The 18,692-nt window shown below is 65.6% G+C and carries 13 protein-coding genes, 2 tRNA genes and 6 pseudogenes; 11 read left to right on the top strand and 10 right to left on the bottom strand.

Going from position 1 to position 18,692, the window contains the following annotated elements:
• The first annotated feature begins 240 nt into the window (after positions 1–240).
• The 5 genes from GFS60_RS16305 to GFS60_RS16325 all read left to right on the top strand — a co-directional run bounded on the left by GFS60_RS16305 (position 241) and on the right by GFS60_RS16325 (position 6,051).
• Positions 241–1,719, top strand: a complete 1,479-nt coding sequence (locus tag GFS60_RS16305; RefSeq protein WP_159927258.1) for a class I adenylate-forming enzyme family protein — start codon at positions 241–243, stop codon at positions 1,717–1,719.
• Between the two features lie 98 nt (positions 1,720–1,817).
• On the top strand, positions 1,818–3,683 hold the full coding sequence (locus GFS60_RS16310; protein WP_159922743.1) for a DUF3556 domain-containing protein: 1,866 nt from the start codon (positions 1,818–1,820) through the stop codon (positions 3,681–3,683).
• Complete coding sequence (locus GFS60_RS16315) at positions 3,680–5,113, top strand: phytoene desaturase family protein (RefSeq protein ID WP_159922745.1); 1,434 nt, start codon at positions 3,680–3,682, stop codon at positions 5,111–5,113. The genes GFS60_RS16310 and GFS60_RS16315 overlap by 4 nt, the downstream gene beginning before the upstream one ends.
• A gap of 15 nt (positions 5,114–5,128) precedes the next feature.
• Entirely contained in the window at positions 5,129–5,893 is a 765-nt protein-coding gene (locus GFS60_RS16320) for an enoyl-CoA hydratase-related protein (RefSeq protein ID WP_159922747.1), read from the top strand.
• Positions 5,887–6,051, top strand: a complete 165-nt coding sequence (locus GFS60_RS16325) for a hypothetical protein (protein WP_159922749.1) — start codon at positions 5,887–5,889, stop codon at positions 6,049–6,051. The genes GFS60_RS16320 and GFS60_RS16325 overlap by 7 nt, the downstream gene beginning before the upstream one ends.
• A 23-nt stretch (positions 6,052–6,074) precedes the next feature.
• Here GFS60_RS16325 and GFS60_RS16330 read toward each other — a convergent pair whose 3' ends face one another.
• A complete protein-coding gene (locus GFS60_RS16330) occupies positions 6,075–7,361 on the bottom strand; it encodes a PucR family transcriptional regulator (RefSeq protein WP_159922751.1) in 1,287 nt (428 codons plus the stop codon).
• Between the two features lie 241 nt (positions 7,362–7,602).
• On the opposite strand from GFS60_RS16330, the gene GFS60_RS16335 reads away from it, so the two are divergent.
• Positions 7,603–8,502 (top strand): SDR family oxidoreductase, encoded by a 900-nt coding sequence (locus GFS60_RS16335; RefSeq protein ID WP_236603161.1) that lies wholly within the window; start codon positions 7,603–7,605, stop codon positions 8,500–8,502.
• 250 nt (positions 8,503–8,752) lie between these two features.
• On the opposite strand, the gene GFS60_RS16345 is transcribed toward GFS60_RS16335, so the two are convergent.
• Positions 8,753–9,319 (bottom strand): helix-turn-helix transcriptional regulator, encoded by a 567-nt coding sequence (locus GFS60_RS16345; RefSeq protein ID WP_328799768.1) that lies wholly within the window; start codon positions 9,317–9,319, stop codon positions 8,753–8,755.
• On the opposite strand from GFS60_RS16345, the pseudogene GFS60_RS16350 reads away from it, so the two are divergent.
• Positions 9,206–9,520, top strand: a pseudogene (locus GFS60_RS16350) (alpha/beta fold hydrolase); the annotation flags it as partial. The gene GFS60_RS16345 and the pseudogene GFS60_RS16350 overlap by 114 nt on opposite strands.
• Positions 9,521–9,738: 218 nt before the next feature.
• Here GFS60_RS16350 and GFS60_RS16355 read toward each other — a convergent pair.
• Positions 9,739–9,812 (bottom strand) — tRNA-Ile (locus GFS60_RS16355).
• A gap of 1,151 nt (positions 9,813–10,963) precedes the next feature.
• On the opposite strand from GFS60_RS16355, the pseudogene GFS60_RS16365 reads away from it, so the two are divergent.
• Positions 10,964–11,604 (top strand): annotated as a pseudogene (locus GFS60_RS16365) (ScbR family autoregulator-binding transcription factor).
• 1,137 nt (positions 11,605–12,741) lie between these two features.
• On the opposite strand, the gene GFS60_RS39135 reads toward GFS60_RS16365, so the two are convergent.
• Entirely contained in the window at positions 12,742–12,918 is a 177-nt protein-coding gene (locus tag GFS60_RS39135; RefSeq protein WP_236603163.1) for a hypothetical protein, read from the bottom strand.
• Positions 12,919–13,095: 177 nt separating this feature from the next.
• Here GFS60_RS39135 and GFS60_RS16370 point away from each other — a divergent pair, with 177 nt between their 5' ends.
• Both GFS60_RS16370 and GFS60_RS16375 read left to right on the top strand, forming a co-directional pair.
• Positions 13,096–14,556, top strand: coding sequence for a nitrate/nitrite transporter (locus tag GFS60_RS16370; protein WP_236603506.1), 1,461 nt, complete (start codon positions 13,096–13,098; stop codon positions 14,554–14,556).
• 221 nt (positions 14,557–14,777) lie between these two features.
• Positions 14,778–15,443, top strand: coding sequence for a hypothetical protein (locus tag GFS60_RS16375; RefSeq protein ID WP_159922753.1), 666 nt, complete (start codon positions 14,778–14,780; stop codon positions 15,441–15,443).
• A 151-nt stretch (positions 15,444–15,594) separates the two neighbouring features.
• Here GFS60_RS16375 and GFS60_RS16380 read toward each other — a convergent pair whose 3' ends face one another.
• The 3 genes and pseudogenes from GFS60_RS16380 to GFS60_RS39145 form a co-directional block, all read right to left on the bottom strand.
• Positions 15,595–15,858: a hypothetical protein gene (locus GFS60_RS16380; protein WP_159922755.1), complete on the bottom strand. Its 264-nt coding sequence runs from the start codon at positions 15,856–15,858 to the stop codon at positions 15,595–15,597.
• Positions 15,859–15,967: 109 nt separating this feature from the next.
• Entirely contained in the window at positions 15,968–16,243 is a 276-nt protein-coding gene (locus GFS60_RS39140; protein WP_236603543.1) for a hypothetical protein, read from the bottom strand.
• 127 nt (positions 16,244–16,370) lie between these two features.
• Positions 16,371–16,867, bottom strand: a pseudogene (locus GFS60_RS39145) (serine/threonine-protein kinase); the annotation flags it as partial.
• A 96-nt stretch (positions 16,868–16,963) separates the two neighbouring features.
• Between GFS60_RS39145 and GFS60_RS16390 the strand changes: the two are divergent.
• Positions 16,964–17,097 (top strand): annotated as a pseudogene (locus GFS60_RS16390) (DUF4193 family protein); the annotation flags it as partial.
• Positions 17,098–17,222: 125 nt separating this feature from the next.
• Here the strand turns inward: GFS60_RS16390 and GFS60_RS16395 are convergent.
• The 3 genes and pseudogenes from GFS60_RS16395 to GFS60_RS39150 all read right to left on the bottom strand — a co-directional run bounded on the left by GFS60_RS16395 (position 17,223) and on the right by GFS60_RS39150 (position 18,324).
• A tRNA-Pro gene (locus GFS60_RS16395) sits at positions 17,223–17,296 on the bottom strand.
• Between the two features lie 87 nt (positions 17,297–17,383).
• Positions 17,384–17,747: pseudogene (locus GFS60_RS16400) on the bottom strand (hypothetical protein).
• Positions 17,748–17,999: 252 nt separating this feature from the next.
• Positions 18,000–18,324 (bottom strand): annotated as a pseudogene (locus GFS60_RS39150) (hypothetical protein).
• Positions 18,325–18,692: the final 368 nt, after the last annotated feature.

Here is an 18,692-nt window from a genome sequence, read left to right on the forward strand (position 1 = left end):
ACGGGGCGGTCTGACGGGACGCGTGTCCCTTCACCAGGGTATGCATGTCACGGGCGCCTTCATGCGTCATTGTCGATGATCCGCGCATGCACCACTCACTACGCGCCGTGCCTCGCTCCAGATCCGGCCTTGTCCGCCGCGGACAAAACCTGGCGAGAACTCGAGCCTCGCGGAATATTTCGGAGCACCGCCCCCGCGCATAGTGTCGTGAATCACACGGCAACGAAGGGGATCGAAACAGTGTCCGACATCGGCTATTTCACCTGGGACCTCGCGACCGCACACGGCGACGCGCCGTGCCTGCGCGACGACCACAGCGACCTCACGTACCGGCAGTTCGCCGATCGGGTGGATGCGTTCGCGGCGCAACTGAGCGAACGAGGGGTCCGTGAGGGTGACGTCGTCGCAGTGATGCTGCCGAACCGGGTGGAGCTGCTCGTCGTCCTCATGGCGGCGTGGCGGCTGGGTGCGGCCGCGACACCGGTCAACCCCACCTTCACAACCGCCGAAGCGGAGTACCAGATCACCGACGCCGACGCCGCGCTGGTCGTGAACGAGGGACCGGACGCTCCGAGCGCCGGTCGTCCGTCTATTGCGGTCGACGAGATGCACGCATCCCTGCCTGCGGGGCCGGCCCTGGACTTCCGCCCGACGGGGAGCGACGTCGCGCTACTGATCTACACGTCGGGGTCGACGGGACGACCCAAGGGCGTCATGCTCACGCACGACAACCTGCAGTTCATGAGTTCTTCACTTGCCGAGCATCTTTCGCTCACCGCCGAGGACCACTGCCTGCTCATCCTGCCGCTGTTCCACGTCAACGCGATCTGTGTCAGCTTCCTCGCTCCGATGCTGGCCGGAGGGCAACTGAGTGTCACCGGCCGGTTCTCCCCGGCCCGGTTCTTCGACGACGTGGCCCGGCTGCGGCCGACATACTTCTCCGCAGTCCCGACAATCTACGCACTGCTCGTCTCCCAACCCGATGAGGTTGTCACCGACACGTCGTCGTTGCGGTTCGGAGTCTGCGGAGCCGCGCCGATCTCCAAGGAATTGCTCGAACGCGCTGAACAGCGCTTCGGCCTGGTGATCGTCGAGGGGTACGGGCTCACCGAGGGTACCTGCGCGTCGGCGTGCAACCCACCCGGCGGCGTCCGCAAACTCGGCACCGTCGGGCCCGCACTGCCCGGGCAGACCCTTGCGATCATGGATGAGTCCGGCGTCCTGCTGCCACCGGGAACTGTCGGCGAGATCGTCATCCGCGGCGCCAACGTGATGCACGGCTACCTGAGGCGTCCCGAGGAGACGCACCGGACCGTTGTCGACGGCTGGCTCCACACGGGCGACGTCGGTCGACTCGACGAGGACGGCTACCTCACCCTCGTCGACCGGATCAAGGACATGATCATCCGGGGCGGCGAGAACATCTACCCCAAGGAGATCGAGAACGCACTCGCCACCCACGACAGCGTCCTCGAGGCAGCCGTGGTCGGCGCACCTCACGAAGTGTATGGCGAGGTACCCGTCGCCTACGTGGTCCCCTATCCCGACAGCCCCGTGACCGACGGACAGCTCACCGACCACCTCCGTGAGCGGCTCACGAAAGTCAAACTGCCCGTGGCTATACATGTCGTCGACGCCTTGCCCCGCAACCCCGTCGGCAAGATCGACAAACCCGGACTGCGCAGCCGGCACCGGCTGTCCACCACTGCTCGCGGCTGAGCAACCCGCTCTCACCGCCACCACAGCACCCGTCGCAACTCGGGCCACACCCGAGGCGATGACCCCTACCCCCGCCCGCCCTATCCAGGAGACTTCCGATGGGATTCACAACCGGGAACTTTCCCGAAGTAGACCCCGCAACATTTCTCGACCGTCCCTTCTTCGACCGCATTCGCGCCATGTCGACGCACTGGGTCGACTACGGCTTCGGCACCCCGAAGATGGTGCACACCATCTACATTCTGAAACTGCTGGTCCTCTACATCGGCGCCGGACTGTCCATCGCGACATTCACCTCCGGCTACAACGTGCTCGACATCGGCGCGTGGTGGAACGCGCCGATCGTGTACCAGAAGCTCATCCTGTGGACGCTGCTGATCGAGACCATCGGCCTGGGCGGTTCCTGGGGGCCACTCGCCGGCCACTTCAAGCCGATGATGGGCGGCGCTCTGTTCTGGCTGCGGCCGGGCACCATCCGCCTACCACCCTGGCCGGGGAAGGTGCCACTGACAGCCGGCGACTCCCGCACCGTCTTCGACGTTGTCGTCTACGTCGCGATTTTGGTCGACATCGTCCTCGCACTCGGGCTCGCCGGTGTCCACACACCGTCCATCGACGCGGCGCTGCCCGGCAATCACGGCGTGGTGAACCCCACGCTCTTGTTGCCTCTGATCGCGCTGCTCGTCGTGATCGGGTTGCGTGACAAGGTCATCTTCATCGCCGCCCGCGGCGAGCAGTATTTCCCGGCCGTCGTCTTCTTCGGTGTTCTTCCGTTCGTCGACATGATCGTCGCGCTCAAGCTGCTCATCGTGTCGGTATGGGTCGGCGCCGGCATGTCGAAGCTGGGCCACCACTTCTCGATGGTGGTGCCCCCGATGCTGTCCAACACTCCCTGGTTGCCGTCGAAGACGATCAAGCGCGCCCATTACCGCAGCTTCCCGAACGACCTGCGGCCGTCCATCGTCGCCGGCGGTGTCGCCCACGTCCTGGGCACCGTCGTCGAGGTAGTGACGCCACTGGTGTTGCTGTTCACCACCAATGGAACCGTTACCCTGCTCGCTGTTGCACTGATGGTCGCATTCCACCTGTTCATCCTGTCGACGTTCCCGCTCGCAGTGCCCCTCGAATGGAACCTGCTGTTCGCTTACGCGGCAGTCTTCCTGTTCCTCGGATTCCCCAACGCCGCCGGTTACGGGCTGGGCGACTTCTCCTCACCGCTACTGCTCGCCGCGATCATCGCCGCGCTGGTGTTCTTCCCGATCCTCGGCAATCTGCGCCCCGACCTCGTCTCGTTCCTGCCCTCGATGCGGCAGTACGCCGGCAACTGGGCCTCGGCCACCTGGGCATTCGCGCCGGGCGCGGAAGACAAGCTCGACCAGTTCATCAAGCGCCCCAGCCAGAACACCCGGACTCAGCTACTCGCGACGTACCCGCCCGAGGTCGCCGACGTCGTGATGCACCAACTGCTGGGCTGGCGGTCGATGCACAGCCAGGGCCGCGCTCTGCTGTCGCTGATGAGTCGCCATCTCGGCGACGACATCGACACCTACTCGCTGCGCGAGGCCGAGTTCAGCTGTAACTCGCTGGTGGCCTTCAACTTCGGTGACGGGCACCTCCACAACGAGCACCTCATCGCGGCCATTCAGCGGCGCTGCAACTTCGCGCCCGGCGAGTTCCTGATCGCGTGGATCGAATCGCAGCCCATCCACAAGGGCGTCCAAGAGTACAAGGTGATCGACGCCGCCCTCGGCGTCATCGAACGCGGAACCTACAAGGTGTCCGACGCCATTGCCGAGCAACCGTGGCTGCCGAACGGTCCCATCCCGTTCGACGTACAGTGGACGTTGGACATCGACACCGACCGGGCAATCACCGATCCCGGAACCGTGACGGAACCGAGAGTGCGCAGCAGGCACGCTGATTCGCCGTATCGAGATGACGCAGGCACAGGAGTGCGGCAGTGAGCACAGCGGTCGTGGTCGGCAGCGGGCCCAACGGGCTCGCTGCCGCGGTCCACCTCGCCCGGCACGGCGTCGAGGTCCAGGTCCTCGAGGCGGCCGACACCATCGGCGGCGGTACCCGTTCGAGCGAACTCACCCTTCCGGGGCTTCTGCACGACGAGTGCTCCGCGTTCCACCCCATGGGAGCGGGGTCGCCGTACTTGCAGACGCTCGACCTCGAACGCTACGGCCTCAGCTGGAAGTGGACCGACGTCGACTGCGCGCATCCGCTCGACAGCGGGGAAGCAGGACTTCTGCACCGCTCCGTCGACGAAACAGCCGCCGGCCTCGGGGCCGACGGGCCGCGCTGGCAGCGGATGTTCGGGAACCTTGCCGACGGGTTCGACGATCTCGCCGCCGACCTCATGCGTCCGCTCGTGAACATTCCACGTCATCCGCTGAAGCTGGCGAGCTTCGGGCCCCGGGCGCTGCTACCGGCGACCACGACCGCCCGGTGGTGGCGCACCGAGAAGGGCCGAGCACTGTTCGGGGGTGTGGCCGCGCACGCGTACTACCGGCTCGACCGTCCAGCGACGTCCGCAGTCGGCCTGATGATCATCGCCGCAGGCCACCGCTACGGATGGCCGGTGGCCGAAGGTGGATCGCAGTCGATCACCAGCGCTCTGGCGGCCGTGCTCACCGACTGGGGCGGGAAGATTGCCACAGGTGTCCGGGTCGACAGTATCGCCGACATTCCTCCCGCGGACGTCGTCCTGCTCGACCTGTCACCGTCCGCCGCACTGAGCATCTTCGGCGAGCAGATTCCACAGAGAGTCGCGCGTGCGTATCGCCGGTTCCGGCACGGACCGGCGGCATTCAAGGTCGACTACGCCGTCGAGGGCGGGGTGCCCTGGCGCGACCCCGACTGCGGCCGCGCCGGAACCGTGCATCTCGGTGGCACATTCGCGGAAATCGCGGCCGCCGAAAAGGATGTCTCATCCGGCAGGATGCCACAGCGGCCGTTCGTCCTCGTGGGGCAGCAGTATCTCGCCGACGCCGGCCGATCGAAAGGGAATCTGCACCCGCTGTATGCGTACGCACATGTGCCGCACGGGTACACGGGCGATGCGACGTCGGCGATCACCGCGCAGATCGAACGGTTCGCCCCCGGCTTCCGTGACCGCGTCGTCGCGACAGTAAGCAGTGGGCCCGCACAACTTGCCCAGTCGAACGCCAACTATGTCGGCGGCGACATCATCGGCGGCGCCAACACCGAGACCCAGGTGGTACTCCGGCCGCGCATCGCCCTCGACCCCTACAGCACCGGCGTACCGGGAACCTACTTGTGCTCGGCGTCAACGCCGCCGGGCGCCGGCGCCCATGGAATGAGCGGATACAACGCCGCCCAATCCGCACTGCGTTACCTGCGCAGACACGGCGACGATGTGTTGTAGCCGCAGGTACTGCGCTTGAACAGGAAGGACAAGGCGGTCGAGCAGTTCGGAAGAAGCGATCACCGTGGTGCGGCGTTCCTGGAGCGACGCGGGTCGGTCGCAGTCATCACTCTCAATAGACCCGACTTGCGTAACGTCGTCGACGCGGCGGTCTCAGCCGGGGTCGCCGCGGCGATGGAGACCCTGGCTCGTTCTCCCGATCTTCGAGTCGGCATCATCACAGGCGCGGGAGACACCTTCTGTGCCGGCGCGGATGTTGCGGCATTGTCCGCCGGGCACAGTATCGACGCACCCGGACACCCGGAATGGGGCTTTGCCGGCTTCGTTCGCCACGAGATCGACAAGCCTGTGATTGCAGCCGTGAACGGTTCGGCCTCGGGCAGAGGCCTCGATCTCGTCCTGGCGTGTAACGCTGCCATCGTCAGTTCCCACGCCACCCTCGGGCCCCGAGAAGTGCGGCGAGTCGAGGACTGCAATTTCCGCTCCGGTGCACTTGGCGGCAGACTCCGGTTCGAGCCGGTTTCCCTCAGAGACACGCTCCACCCGGAGACCGCCCTGCGCTGCGGAATTATCGACCGGATCGTTCATCCGCACGAAGTATTGCCGGAGGCCATGCGGTTGGCGCGTGCACTGGCAACGACACGTCCGCGCCCGGACGGGATCGGCGCCGCAGTTCTGCGTCGTCGCGCCGACAAGGATAATCGCAGGCCGCAGCGATCCTGCGGTGCCCATGCGCACGGCCAACGACACTCACGAGGAGGAACCGACACACCATGCTGAATCGTCTCTACACCGCGCTTCTCACGGCAGCCGGACTGTCCTGCGACGGCTATATCACCCTCGACGAGGCTGTGAGCAGTTCCGGACACCCACCGCGGACAGGCACGGACTCGCCGACCGGGCCGCAACCGGAGGTCGTCAATACGGCCTCGAACTGAAGCGGGACCCGCCGCCCATGGCATCACTGCCCACCCTTCGCCTGATCCGGCGTCAGGACAGCCGGTCCCAACCATTGGCACACGAGCAAGGCGAGTTCGACAGACAGGCGGTCCCGAGTGAAATCCTCCCCCCGTTCCTCCGCAGCCCGCTTCACCCGATACTTCACTGAGTTGTAGTGCAAGTCGAGAACTTTCGCGGCCGCAACATTGCTGAGATTGTTCGCGAGGTAGACCTGGACGGTCTCGCGCAGGCGCGCCGCGTTCTCGTTGTCCGCCGCCAGGCCGCGCAAGACGCTTTGTACCCAAGTCCGGGTAGCCGCGGGGTCCTCGGTGAGCATCGCGACGGTCGACACTCCTGGTTCATCGTATGCGATTGCGACGGGGGCATTTTTTCCCGCAGCGATGGCAAGCGCTCGTGCGCGTTGGGCGCGCGCGTGGGACTGCCTGAATCCTTCGGGGCCGGAAGTTATTCCACCGACAGCCACAACTAGTCCCGAATGACGGTCGTGTAGGAATTCGCGCAGCTCACTGTAATCTCGCCGGGGAGCCGAGCGGGTACCGAGGGGAACCCATACCCATCCGGTGACGCGGTCCGCCGCCACGAACAGTGGATCGGTCACTGCCCCCATGAACCCGGAGAAGTCGTGTGCAGCCGATTCGATCTTGGCCAGCATGTCTCCTGCACCGGCATCGGGGGCCCACATGATCGCTGCCAGGTGATTCTGATTCAGGACGTAGTTGAGGGCAGCGCTGGCCCCTGCATCCGGATGTTCGTTGCCCGCCAATATTTCCTGAACTCGGACGGCACGCACGCTACTCTGGTGGGCCAACCACCGTTCCCGTTCACGCTCGTAGACTGCGACCACCTGCTGCGACACCCTGTCGATGTACACCGACATCACGGTGATGATGCGCTCGAGCACTGGAACGCCCAGTTCCGGCTCAACCGCTTCCCCACCCAACTCGTCGAAGACCAATTTGAGGAGATTGGTCTGCCCGAGTCGATATGCGCGTACGAGCGCATTGACCGGAACCCCCTGTTGAGCAAGGCGTCTCGCGTACTCCATCGCCGCGGCCGGCGCCTCCAGATTTTCCGGCGCAATGTTGTGCTGCAACGTGTGAAAGATGGTGTCGAGGTTTCCTTCGACACTCGCCCCGAGTAGTTCGAGCAACTGCCGATCGGCACGCAAGTCGGGTATCTCCGTGTACAGCACGTCGGTGATGTCTGCCGTCAGCGACACCAACCGCCGGTTGAGCGAGCTTGCGATTCTTGCGACCAACAGCGCGGTGCGCTCGTCGTGTGAAGCCATGCGAAGACAATAGAGCAGTTACCTCCCACGCATGACGAATCGCCTCGAAAGTCATAATCAGCGCTTCCACCTGCACCTTTCTGGCCAACCGGCGGTTGCGGCCCTCACCCGTCCGACACGAGCTTGTCCGATGAGAACAAACAACGCCTCATTCTTGATTCTTCGCGGACGTGGTCACCATCACAAGACTTCCCTATCGTGAAGGGGGCTCGGCCGCAGCGCCAACGATGAAGGGATCACGATGAACGACAAGAGCTTCCGTGGGAGAACCGCCGTCATGTCCGGAGGAAGTCGCGGCATCGGACTTGCTATCGCCCGGGCAATCGCGAGCCGCGGCGGAAACATCGTCCTGCTCGCCAAGACCGATACCCCTGACCCCCGACTACCCGGAACGATTCACAGCGCCGTCGCGGAACTGGCCGAGTTGGGCGGACACGCTGTCCCGGTGGTGGGCGACGTCCGCAACGCCGACGATATCGCCCGAGTCGTGGAGTCTGCCCGCGACAACTTCGGCGGCATCGACATCGTCGTCAACAATGCGAGCGTGCTGGACATCTCGAAGACCGAGGCACTGCCCCTGAAGCGGTTCGATTTGATGCAACAAGTCAACGTGCGCGGCACTTTCGTGCTGACCCAGGCGTGTCTTCCGTACCTGCGGAAATCTTCGAACCCACACGTACTGACGCTCTCACCGCCGCTCAACATGTCGAAATACTGGCTGGGCGCCCACCCGGGCTACATGTTGGCCAAGTATGGGATGACGCTGGCCGCGTTGGGTATCGCGGCTGAACACGCGGATGTGCCCTTCTCCAGCAACTGCCTGTGGCCGCAGACAATGATCGCGACAGCAGCGGTCGGGAACCTACTCGGCGGATCCGACAGCCTGCGACACTCACGCTCCCCCGAAATCATGGCCGATGCTGCAATCGAACTACTCGGCCGTCCCGCGGGCACCGACAACGGTCGCACAGTCCTCGACGTCGAAGTGCTCACCGAAGCCGGTGTCACCGACTTCACGACGTATGGCGGAAACGCTCCCCTGACCATCGACATCTTCGTCGACGAACCCAAGACCTCCGACAGCTCGGGAGCGTTCGACCGCACCGGCCAGGCCGTCCCGCGGACCAGTAGTTTCGCGTGACATCGGTGCCCGGATCACCGCGACCCTGCTGAACAACCTGCAGTCCAGCGACTAGCAGTTCGATGTCGAAACCATGTGCGTCGGCGGTGGCCAGGGCATGGCCATGGTCCTCGAACTGCTGTAGGCGGCTGCGCCGCCCGTGAGTGGTTAACGAGTGCAGAGACTCGTTAACCACTCACGGGCGCGGAGCTCCCGCTCACCGTGCTGACCGTTCGTGCGCTGATCGGCGCAGTCAGGGCGACGAGGTGGGTCAGCGATCGGGTTTCTGTTCGTGGACCCAGGCAGCAAGTTGCGTGCGCGAGGTGAAGCCGAGTTTGACGAGGGCGTGCTCTACGTGACCTTCAACGGTGCGTTGTGAAATTACGAGCCGGTCAGCGATAGCCCTGTTGCTCAGTCCTTCGGCGACCAATTCGGCTACTTGTTGCTCGCGCCGGGTCAGGGCGGAGTTTGCGCCACTTGCCGCGGGCGCTTCGGTCCGCGGGCGTTCACCCAAGGCATAGGCTACCGCCTCGTCCGCGCTCAGCGCTGCGCCCCTTTGAATCGAGGACTCGAATGCCTTGTCGCCGAGCGATGTCCGAGCGTTCTGCCAAGACTTCTCGTGCAACGTGGCCAAACTTGTCAGATCAGGAGCGCGACCGCCGATAGCCTTGAACAATTCGTCTGCAGCGCCCAGCAGCACCGCGGACCGCTCCGGTCTCTCTTCCCTGTTCAACTCATCTGGGGAGATCGCGACACGGTCATCCCCGTCGGCCACGTCCACGCCGCGCACGCGGCAATGCCGGGCTCGCGGCTGGAGATCTTCCCGGGCGCCGGTCACTTCCCCTTCCGGGACGACCCCATGCGCTTTGTCCACACCGTCGAGAGGTTCCTGTCCGATACGCGCCCATCGCCGTTCGACGAGGCCAGGTGGCGGCAACGGCTCACCATCGGAACCGTCGAATCAGCTCTCACCCCCGACGTCTCGACGCGTGCCCCCGTGCTCGACGCGGTGGGATCCGCCGAACGCAGCGCCACCTGATACGGACTCAGATGACCGACGCCGGGCACAAGACCCACCCGGTACCTGGTGTAGGTACCACGCCGCGGCAGTCACCGGTCTGCAGCACCGTGTTCGAAAGATTCACCACCTACCGACCGGGAATCAACCACGGCTATGTCACCGCCTCGCACACTCTCGATCCGGGCGGCCTGACCCCGTCCCCCCACGAGGCTGCCGGGGGCCGGCGATGAACGCGGTGGGGCGGGCGGGGCTCGAACCCGCGACCAATGGATTATGAGTCCACGGCTCTAACCGACTGAGCTACCGCCCCATCACCGCACTACCCCGCCATCGCGGGTGTGGCGATGCTACGGGGACCTGCCACACCGAGCTCGCCCCGGGCAGGTCCGGCACCTCCTCCGCCGCCGCGACCGGCGCCAGAAGAATGCTCGCGCCCTACCCGACACCCACTGCCGCGACCGTCCACCTCATATGTCGATGTGCCCGCATCCAGCCGTCCCCTGCTCTCCATCGGCGGCCCGAAATATTCGTGCCGACAACACTACCCGAGCACCCTGAACCGAGTCTGCTCCGGTCACAGTGTGGAATATGTTGAGCGCAAACGCTATTAGGTCGATCGTCCAGTCTCGCTGGGTCGCATGACATCCGGCCACCACTCGAACAGTGCGACCGCCAGCGCAGCCGAGGGGCTCATCCTGCGAATTCGATCAATACCGCCCAGAAATGTAACGCAAGCCACAGCCGGGGTTGCGGAGATGCCTTACCCTGCTGAGAAACACGCCACCTAGGGCTTCCCCCACGAATCGACAACACAGAGTGAATCGAAACCCGCGCCCACTCCAGTTGCCGCGACGTCGATGAACGCCAAATTAGGACTGTGCGCTCGAAAGGGTACGGGCCACGCGCGCGGTCCTTCGAACCGTCACGCCCGCCGAGCACACAGCGGTTTTCGGCCTTGGGTCGACCTGACACCTGTCCCTTGGCAACGGCCAAGACCGCAAGTCCCGTTCGTCGATCCTTCGGGTGCGGCGACCACTGCTCGATCTCCGCCAAGGCGAGGGTGTCGTGTTAGTCGTAGTCGGCGAGCAGTGTGACGAAGTCCCGCTCCCGGCCCTCGCGGGGCGGGTCACCGGTGGGACCTCCGATGCCCGGGCGCCGAGCACCCGCGGACATCCTTGTGCCTGAGTTCCCATGTTCCTGAGGTGCAGTCGGCGGCCGCCGCCCTGAACGCCGTCGCCCGTGCGGCTCACCCCTGGGGCAGTCCTTGTCGACGAAATCCGAAATCCGGGCGGCGGGTCATCTTCTACGAGGCCGGAAAGCCTTGCAGAATAGGGGCACACTGAACATCATGCGACGAACCTCCACATCGGGTACGCATGTGCAGTGCGTCGTTCAATCCCATTCAGGACGGTTCACGAACAGCCGTCCGGCCGATGATCTCGTTACGCGAAGGGCAGGTGAATGGCCACCCAGAAGCGGGCGGAAGTCACTCGTCGCGCATTGCTCCATGCCGCGGCCGAGGTGTTCACCCGCTGCGGCTACGCAGATACGAAGCTGAGCGAGGTCCTCACCCAGGCCCTGGCCACCAAGGGGGCGCTGTACTTTCACTACGCCTCCAAGGAAGAACTCGCCCGCGCCGTCATCGAGGAAGGCACGAGGCGGTTCACCGTCGTGTGCACCCGTATCTGGCCTCCCCTACGCCGGCATTTGAGGCCATGATCGGCATCTCGTTCGTCACGGTCGACGCCGCCCTCAACGACGCGGTGATGGGGGCAACACTCCGCCTCATCACCGAAATGGGCGACTACCGAAGGTCGGAGACGGACACCTTCACCACCTGGATATCCACCTACCAACTCCTGGCCCGCCGAGCAATCGACGAGGGTGACCTGCGCGAGAACACCGATCCGGACGCAGTCGGTCAGCTCCTGGTGGAACTCTTCGCCGGAGCACGCCTCCTGGCCGCCGACAACCCTGTCGCCCTGCCCACGCGTACCGCGATGGCGTGGGACCTGCTCCTCCCGGTGCTGGTGACCGCCCCGAAGGTCGACTACTTCCGACAATTCGTCACCCGGAGGCTGCCCACGGTGGGTCTGCCGTGAAGGGTTGCCATGTCAGGAAGCTCCGTCTGTAGTCGGTCGGACCGCCACCGAACGCAGCCACGGACACCGCCGACCGGAGTTCTCACGCGGGGTCCGCACCACCGACGCGGGGTCGGCGGCCGCGTTCGCGCCGAACCCGACTTCCTCACCACCACGGTCACCCGGATATTTCTGTGGCACAACACCGTCTATCAACCCAGCGCCGACGAGAACAGGCGCAGGCGGCCCACACGGGCGTGCACCCCTCCGCCGCGGGGCCTGCTGCGATACACCAAATGGATTGGATGCGCCCTGACCAACCCGGTGACCGACCGCAGCGGCGTGACGTGTTCCCCAAGGTGACCGACGACATGGAGTGGATCTTTCCCGCCCGCCGTCGTGGACTCCGACGCCATCCCTATACCCATCCCCCAGCGCTGTCGCTCATCTCCTGCGCACCCGAATCGACCTGCACCCATCTCGGTGCGGGACACCGAGAAGATTCTCGCCGACCGCGGACAGCCCAACCTGCGGCAGGGCACCGACCACAAATCCTCTCCCCCAGCCTGCGTGCTGCCCTGCGACTGGGAAACCTGTGACACCGGTGGCTCACTCGCAGTCAGACCAGCCCCAATGCGGCGGGCCGCACCGTCGACGCCGTCCCGCCCCCAGGGCTGTCGGTTCTGCATTTCCGCCGATCGATCCTGGAACCCGCACGATGTCAATGACATTCATCCAGGATTCCGGGCGTTGACCACGACGGCGCACTCCGGCCGGCACGTGGCCAACCGCTCGCTGTGATCCTGCACGACTTCCTCAATCACCCCACCCAGTACGTCGAGGCGAATTGCGTCGCCGCGGTTTGTGACGACTCCTCCTCGGCAGCTTGGCAGCACAGTCGACTTCGATGTCTATTCGGTGCGCGTTAGTCCACGTCCTATCTTCCGTGTCTGTCTCGGCCTCGGCCTCCGGACCGATGTCGTGTCACACACCGACGGTGCTGCTGTGGGCACGGTCGAGAAGGTCGGGTTGACCGCGGGAATGTGGAGCGCTGCCGATCCGTTCGTGCGGGCCCTTGACCGCGCATGATCGGCAACATCGTGCCCGAGCTTGCCATGACGCTCCGTCTTCGGTGGGACAAGCCTGGTCGAGATCCCGCTACTCCGGGCCGTCCTGAAGCGTTCGGGCAGGACGCCTTCGAATCAGCAGTGCCCGCACGATCACCACACTCACCGCCGATGCCCACCAGGCGACCGCAGCGATCAACACCGCCTGCGCTGCGGTCAGGAACACCGCCTGTCCTGTGATCGGGAAAACACGCTCCAACCAGGGCATATGGATATGTGACGCGTGTTGCGCAACGGTCACGGTGTTGTTTCGGGGTGCTGTCGTCGGCGCAGTTGGCGGGGTGAGCAAAGTGTAAGCGCCCCGACACCACCGGCCATCGAGCGGACATATTCCGCCCCTATGGTTCTGCGAATCTTCAATCTCAGGAGTTAAGCCGTGGTAACCATATCTCCGTCACATTCGAACTCATCGCCTCCCCCGGTATCGATCGGGCATCGGATCGACAGATGGGACCCCGAGGACGAGGCCGCCTGGGAGGCGGGCGGGAAGAACATTGCCCGCCGAAACCTCCTCGGCTCCATCCTCGCCGAGCACATCGGATTTTCGGTGTGGTCGGTGTGGTCGGTGATGGTGCTGTTCATGCCCACGGCCGTCTACCACATCGATGCAGCCGGAAAGTTCTTCCTCGTCGCCGTACCCACCCTGGTCGGAGCAGTTCTACGCCTGCCCTACACCTTCGCCACCGCCACCTTCGGTGGCCGCAACTGGACCATCATCAGCGCACTGGCCTTGGCGGTGCCGATGACCCTGACCCTGTACTTCATCTCACGGCCCGAAACGTCCTACACCACGTTCATGATCGTCGCCGCGTTCGCCGGACTCGGCGGCGGGAACTTCGCGTCCTCGATGACCAACATCAACGCGTTCTATCCGCAACGACTCAAAGGCTGGGCCCTGGGTTTGAACGCGGGGGGCGGGAACATCGGCGTTCCGGCCATCCAGTTGATCGGCCTGCTGGTGATCGCCACCTGGGGCAACCGCAGCCCCCAGATCGTCTGCGCGGTGTATCTGGTGCTCATCGGCATCGCCGCCGTGATCGCCGCCCTCTACATGGACAACCTCACCAACCAGAAAACCGACGCACGATCACTGCTCGACGTGCTCAAGTTCCGCGACTCCTGGATCATCTCGTTCCTCTACATCGGAACATTCGGATCGTTCATCGGATTCAGCTTCGCCTTCGGCCAGATCCTGCAACTCAACTTCCTCGCCGGACTCGCCAACGGCGCTCCGGCGACCCCCGCCATGCAAGCCACCGCCGCCCTGCACGCCGCCCAGATCGCCTTCATCGGACCACTTCTCGGGTCGCTGTCCCGCCCACTCGGCGGACGCCTCGCAGACAAGATCGGCGGCGGCCGGATCACCCTCTACAGCTTCGTCGCGATGATGGCAGCCGCCGGTGTTCTCGTCGTAGCCGGCACCGTCGACGACGCCAACGCCGAGGCCGCGAACACCGCGATCATGACCGCCTACGTCGTCGGTTTCATCCTGCTGTTCGTCATCTCCGGAATCGGCAACGGATCCGTCTACAAAATGATCCCGGCGGTCTTCGCCGCGAAAGCCGCAGCGCTGCACCCCCACGACGCACCCACCGCCGCCGTCTGGTCGCGCACCATGTCCGGCGCACTGATCGGCATCGCCGGCGCCGTCGGCGCCCTCGGCGGAGTCGCCATCAACCTCGTCCTGCGCGCCTCGTACCTCGGGGTAGACAAGTCGGCCACCACAGCATTCTGGGTGTTCGCCGCGTTCTACATCATCTGCGCCGTGATCACCTGGACCATGTACCTCCGGCGACCGACCGTCTCGACACCCACCCCGGCCGACGCCCTCACACCCATTCACTGACCGACAGCCGGGCACGCTGATCCACCCGCGGAACACGTTCCACAGACCACCATCCCCGCCTTTTCGCTGCCGCACAGCGCAGTGGGCAGTCCTCACCCCCAAAAGACAGCGATTGCGCACGGTCAGCCCGCGTCGACCGACGCCGCCGTCATCCGCCACCTTATGTCCAGCACAGCAGGGACCGTTCGGTCCCAGCCCACCACCGAGAAAGACATCCCAGCATGAGAATGTCCACACTGATGGCGGTCGCCGCCATGACCATCGCGTCGATGGGAATCGTCGCCGGCACCGCCCACGCGGAGCCCGCACCCGCCACCGCTCCCACCGTCGGGTGGCACCTCACCCGCAACGGTGACCAGGTCATCGTCGACACCACGGCCGGGTCACTGAGCAACGAGAACAACCACCTGGTCGTCCGCGACGCCTCTGGTGCGACAGTGGAGTCGGTGCCACTGTCGCTCGCCGTCGACGGCTTCGCGCACCCCGTCGCCGCACAGATCAACGGCCGCACCGCAACCCTGACCACCGATACCAGCCCGGCCGCCGCAACCCCGGTCGGCCTGCCCCTGAAGCAGGTCGACCTGCCCGCCGCCACCGCCGGAGTCAAGGACAACATCACCCTTACCGCGGCCGTCGGCGGCTTCCTCGGCGCGGCAACCGGTCTGGTCGGCGGCTGCCTCCTCGGCGCAGTGGCCGGGGCCGTGATCTCCGCACCGGCAGCACTGCTGTTCGGCGCGGGCCCCTTGGCAGGATGCATCGGCGGCGCACTACTGGTCGGCGCGGGCGCCTCCCTCGCCGGCACCGCGATCGGCGGCCTCGGCGCCATGGCCGCCAACGCGAATCCGTTCATCACACTGCTGAACGCACCCCCGGCCCCGAAGAAGTAACGCCACTCCGACCCGCACCATGCGCGGACGCCCATCGTGGGCGGGCCGCCTTGTGAGTAAGGCCGGCACCGATCGCTGGGTACGTGGAACGTGACGTCCGTCGGGGCACGGCACGTCCCACGGGTTCCCCGAAGCCGCGGAAACCCCCGATTCACTTCGACGCACTGGATGAAGGCGGCTCGGTCTTTCCGGCCGAGGCCAGGACCGCCGATAAGAACGGCTCATCGATCGTCGGCCACTCGCTGGGCCACTGGTTGTGCAGCAGCCGTTCTCGAAGCGAAGCCACCAGTCGTGTCAGTGTCGCCCCCTCGTCGCAGAGGAGTCGGATCAAGCCGAGGTGCGCGCATTTCGCCGCGAGGGGTACCAATGCCGCCGCAGCGTCTTCCTCGCTGTACACCGCGCGCCGTGCAGTCACCTCGAGCAGGCCCGCACGCAGCGCGACGCGAGGACACTGGTGCGAATTGCACCCTGGTTGCCAGTGCGGAGGCCCGCTCGAGTGTCTCGATCGCACTGTGCGGGGTCGTCTAGGTGAGCAGTGTGCGGATCGCGGTGTCTTCGTCGAGGTCGGCGGTCATTTCGAGGAAGCCGTTGACCGCGGAGGATGCGGATGCCGCCGCGGCAGGTTCCCTCTGGGCGGGCGGGCGGGCGGTGGGCCGCAGACCCCACCGTGTGCGTTCGTTCTCGATGCGGGCAGTCAGCCGTGGCAGTGACAGTGTCGCGGCGATCTCGGCGCCTTCGTCCAGACGTCGGCTCGCCGCCTCGAGGCTCTTCCCGAAACCCGCGGGCGCATGAATCAGCACCAACCGCCGCCGACCCGGGGCGGTCGCAACCCTGACACAGAGTCTTCGTCACCCCGGCGCTGGCGAACGCCAGTCGGGGCGTAGCCCACGGTCGCGGTCGGCTCGGGTCGGATCGGATCGGCGCAGAGCGTGCGTCCTCCTCGCCAGCCGTGAGCGCCATCTCGTCGACGGCGAACCCGTGCGCCCGTTCGATCTCGCGGAGTTGGTTGCCGAACTCCGCCGCGGTGCTCGGACGCCGTCCGGATCCCGCGCCATCGCACCCTCCACCACCGCACGGACGTCGCTGGGCAAATCCGCTGCCGGCAATCTCGGCGCCGACTCGGAGGCGATACGCAGGAACTGGGCGATGATCTGCTCACCGGAACGCCACTCGAAAGCAGCATGCCCAGTAATGAGCCAAAACAGGGTGGAACCGAGTCCATAGACGTCGGACGCAACAGTCGGCGGCTCACCCGAGAGAACCTCGGGCGCGGTGAAGGCGGGAGACCCGGTGATGGTGCCGGTGTCCGTCTCGAATCCGCCCGCAATACGCGCAATACCGAAGTCCGACAGCTGAGGCTCCTCGTAGTCGGTCAGCAGGACATTGCCCGGTTTCACGTCCCGGTGCAAGATGCCCGCCCGGTGCACAGCCCTACCAAACAACGTATTTAAAGCACGAAGAACTGAGTTCACCGAGGCTCCGACGGATCACCGGGCCACCGACTACGACGCAGCCCCACCCTGTCCGGCGAAGAACTCACCGTCCGCGCCCTCCCGAAGCAGGCCGACGAATTCGCCTGCACCAGTTGCTTCCTCGCCCACCCCGCAGTCGCCTCGCCGACGGTGCGCAGCTGATCTGCCGGGACTGCGCCTGAGAATGTCGGAGCATCAGAGGACCCGGACACCTCCAGACTGAGCGGCATCCGCCACTGTCACTGCATCGCACACACTTGCCCCGCCGGAGCGGCAGCCGGCCATCGCCCCTCGCCCGGCGACGCGGTGGGGCGGGCGGGGCTCGAACCCGCGACCATTGGATTCCGAGTCCACGGCTCTCACCGACTGAGCTGAAGCCCCATCACCGCACTACCCACCAATCACGGGACATGGCGATGCTCATGGCCACCCTGCAGGCCAGTCACCGCCCGTGCCGGGCGGCAGTCTTCATGCGCGGCCGAAGAGCTGCCGCACACCACCGTCCTCCTCGACCGCATACAGCGCCATCCCCCTACAGCGCCATCCCCAAAAGGTCCAGAATCCGTTGCGGTGCCCGCACCGCAACGTCCACCGATCGTGGCTCGTCCCGGACGACCAACGCAAACGACACCGACTGATCCGCCTCGCTCGGCATCCGCCGCACCAGCTGCCCGGTGGCGGTATCGACGTCCAACCCCGGCACGGTGGATGTGCCATTGACCTCGGCGTAGAGCAGGTGGCCGTCCTTTTCGGCAATGATGTCGACGACATCCGAATCGGTCACCACCGTCCACCCGTGAGATGACAACCACCTCGCGAAGTCCCGGGCCACGCGAGCCTCATCACCTCTCATACCGGACACGGTAAGCCAGAAGCCCCAGTTCCGAACAACACCACAGCGCGAATTACGTCCGGTGCGGCTTTGCCACGACTGAGGCATACCCCGACAGATCATGCAGTGAGATCGAAGTACCCCCTCCGGGACCTCACCCACATCATTCATGTAATCGACTGGCTGCTAGCGCAATTCGTATGCACGATGTGTGACGCCAACCAGAACCGGCCACGAAGCGGCTGCCGTCGATCACTGCCCCCGGTGTCGGCCGGGTGTCCGCACAGCCGAATCCTGGTCCGGGTTCGGGTTCGGGTCCGGGGCGGAGCGGTGGAAGCCCGGATCGATGGTCAGGTCTTCGGTGTCGGCAAAAACCAGCCGCCCGTCGTCGAGCGCGACCGCCCACCGATGCACCGGCGCCCACTGGTGCCCACCGCCGCCCGGGATCGGTCACCGCCGCATAATCCTCGACCACCTCACCGGTGAGATCGGCTCCGGCGCTCCCGCGGACCAGCACCCGGACACCGACCGTCAACTCCGGGCCATCGACCGGCCGGCTGCCGCTGTTTCGGGCCATGCTGCTGCACCTCTTCGCTCGGCGACACTCCCGAGATCGAGCATAAGCACCGACCGGCCCGGTACGCGAGGCGACCTGCGCGAACACCATCCGCGATCGAACCGCCCCGGAGCAGTCGACTGCCAACGCGCGGACCACGCGAGCATTCCTGGGTGCGGGTGCCGATGTGCATCGCGTAGGCGCCCGGACGTGGGCACTGGCTGCCTGCGAGACGCTGTCGAGTTCGGCGAGCTCGTCGACCGTGACCGCGAGGGCGCGGGCGCGGGCCGCTGTGCGGGACGTGAGGCCGACGCGATCGACCCCGTGACGCCCTGCGGGCGAGCAGCCACGCGGCGAGATGCACCTCGCGCTGGCGGCTCCCCTTTGTC

It is taken from the genome of Rhodococcus sp. WAY2 (assembly GCF_009859915.1).
GTDB classification, from domain to species: Bacteria; Actinomycetota; Actinomycetes; order Mycobacteriales; family Mycobacteriaceae; genus Rhodococcus_F; species Rhodococcus_F oxybenzonivorans.

Bases quoted from the DNA above. Each gene is read 5' to 3' on its own strand.
- GFS60_RS16310 (WP_159922743.1), top strand. From the start codon at position 1,818: ATGGGATTCACAACCGGGAACTTTCCCGAAGTAGACCCCGCAACATTT.
- GFS60_RS16325 (WP_159922749.1), top strand. From the start codon at position 5,887: ATGCTGAATCGTCTCTACACCGCGCTTCTCACGGCAGCCGGACTGTCC.
- GFS60_RS16330 (WP_159922751.1), bottom strand. From the start codon at position 7,361: ATGGCTTCACACGACGAGCGCACCGCGCTGTTGGTCGCAAGAATCGCA.
- GFS60_RS16335 (WP_236603161.1), top strand. From the start codon at position 7,603: ATGAACGACAAGAGCTTCCGTGGGAGAACCGCCGTCATGTCCGGAGGA.
- GFS60_RS39135 (WP_236603163.1), bottom strand. From the start codon at position 12,918: ATGCCCTGGTTGGAGCGTGTTTTCCCGATCACAGGACAGGCGGTGTTC.
- GFS60_RS16375 (WP_159922753.1), top strand. From the start codon at position 14,778: ATGAGAATGTCCACACTGATGGCGGTCGCCGCCATGACCATCGCGTCG.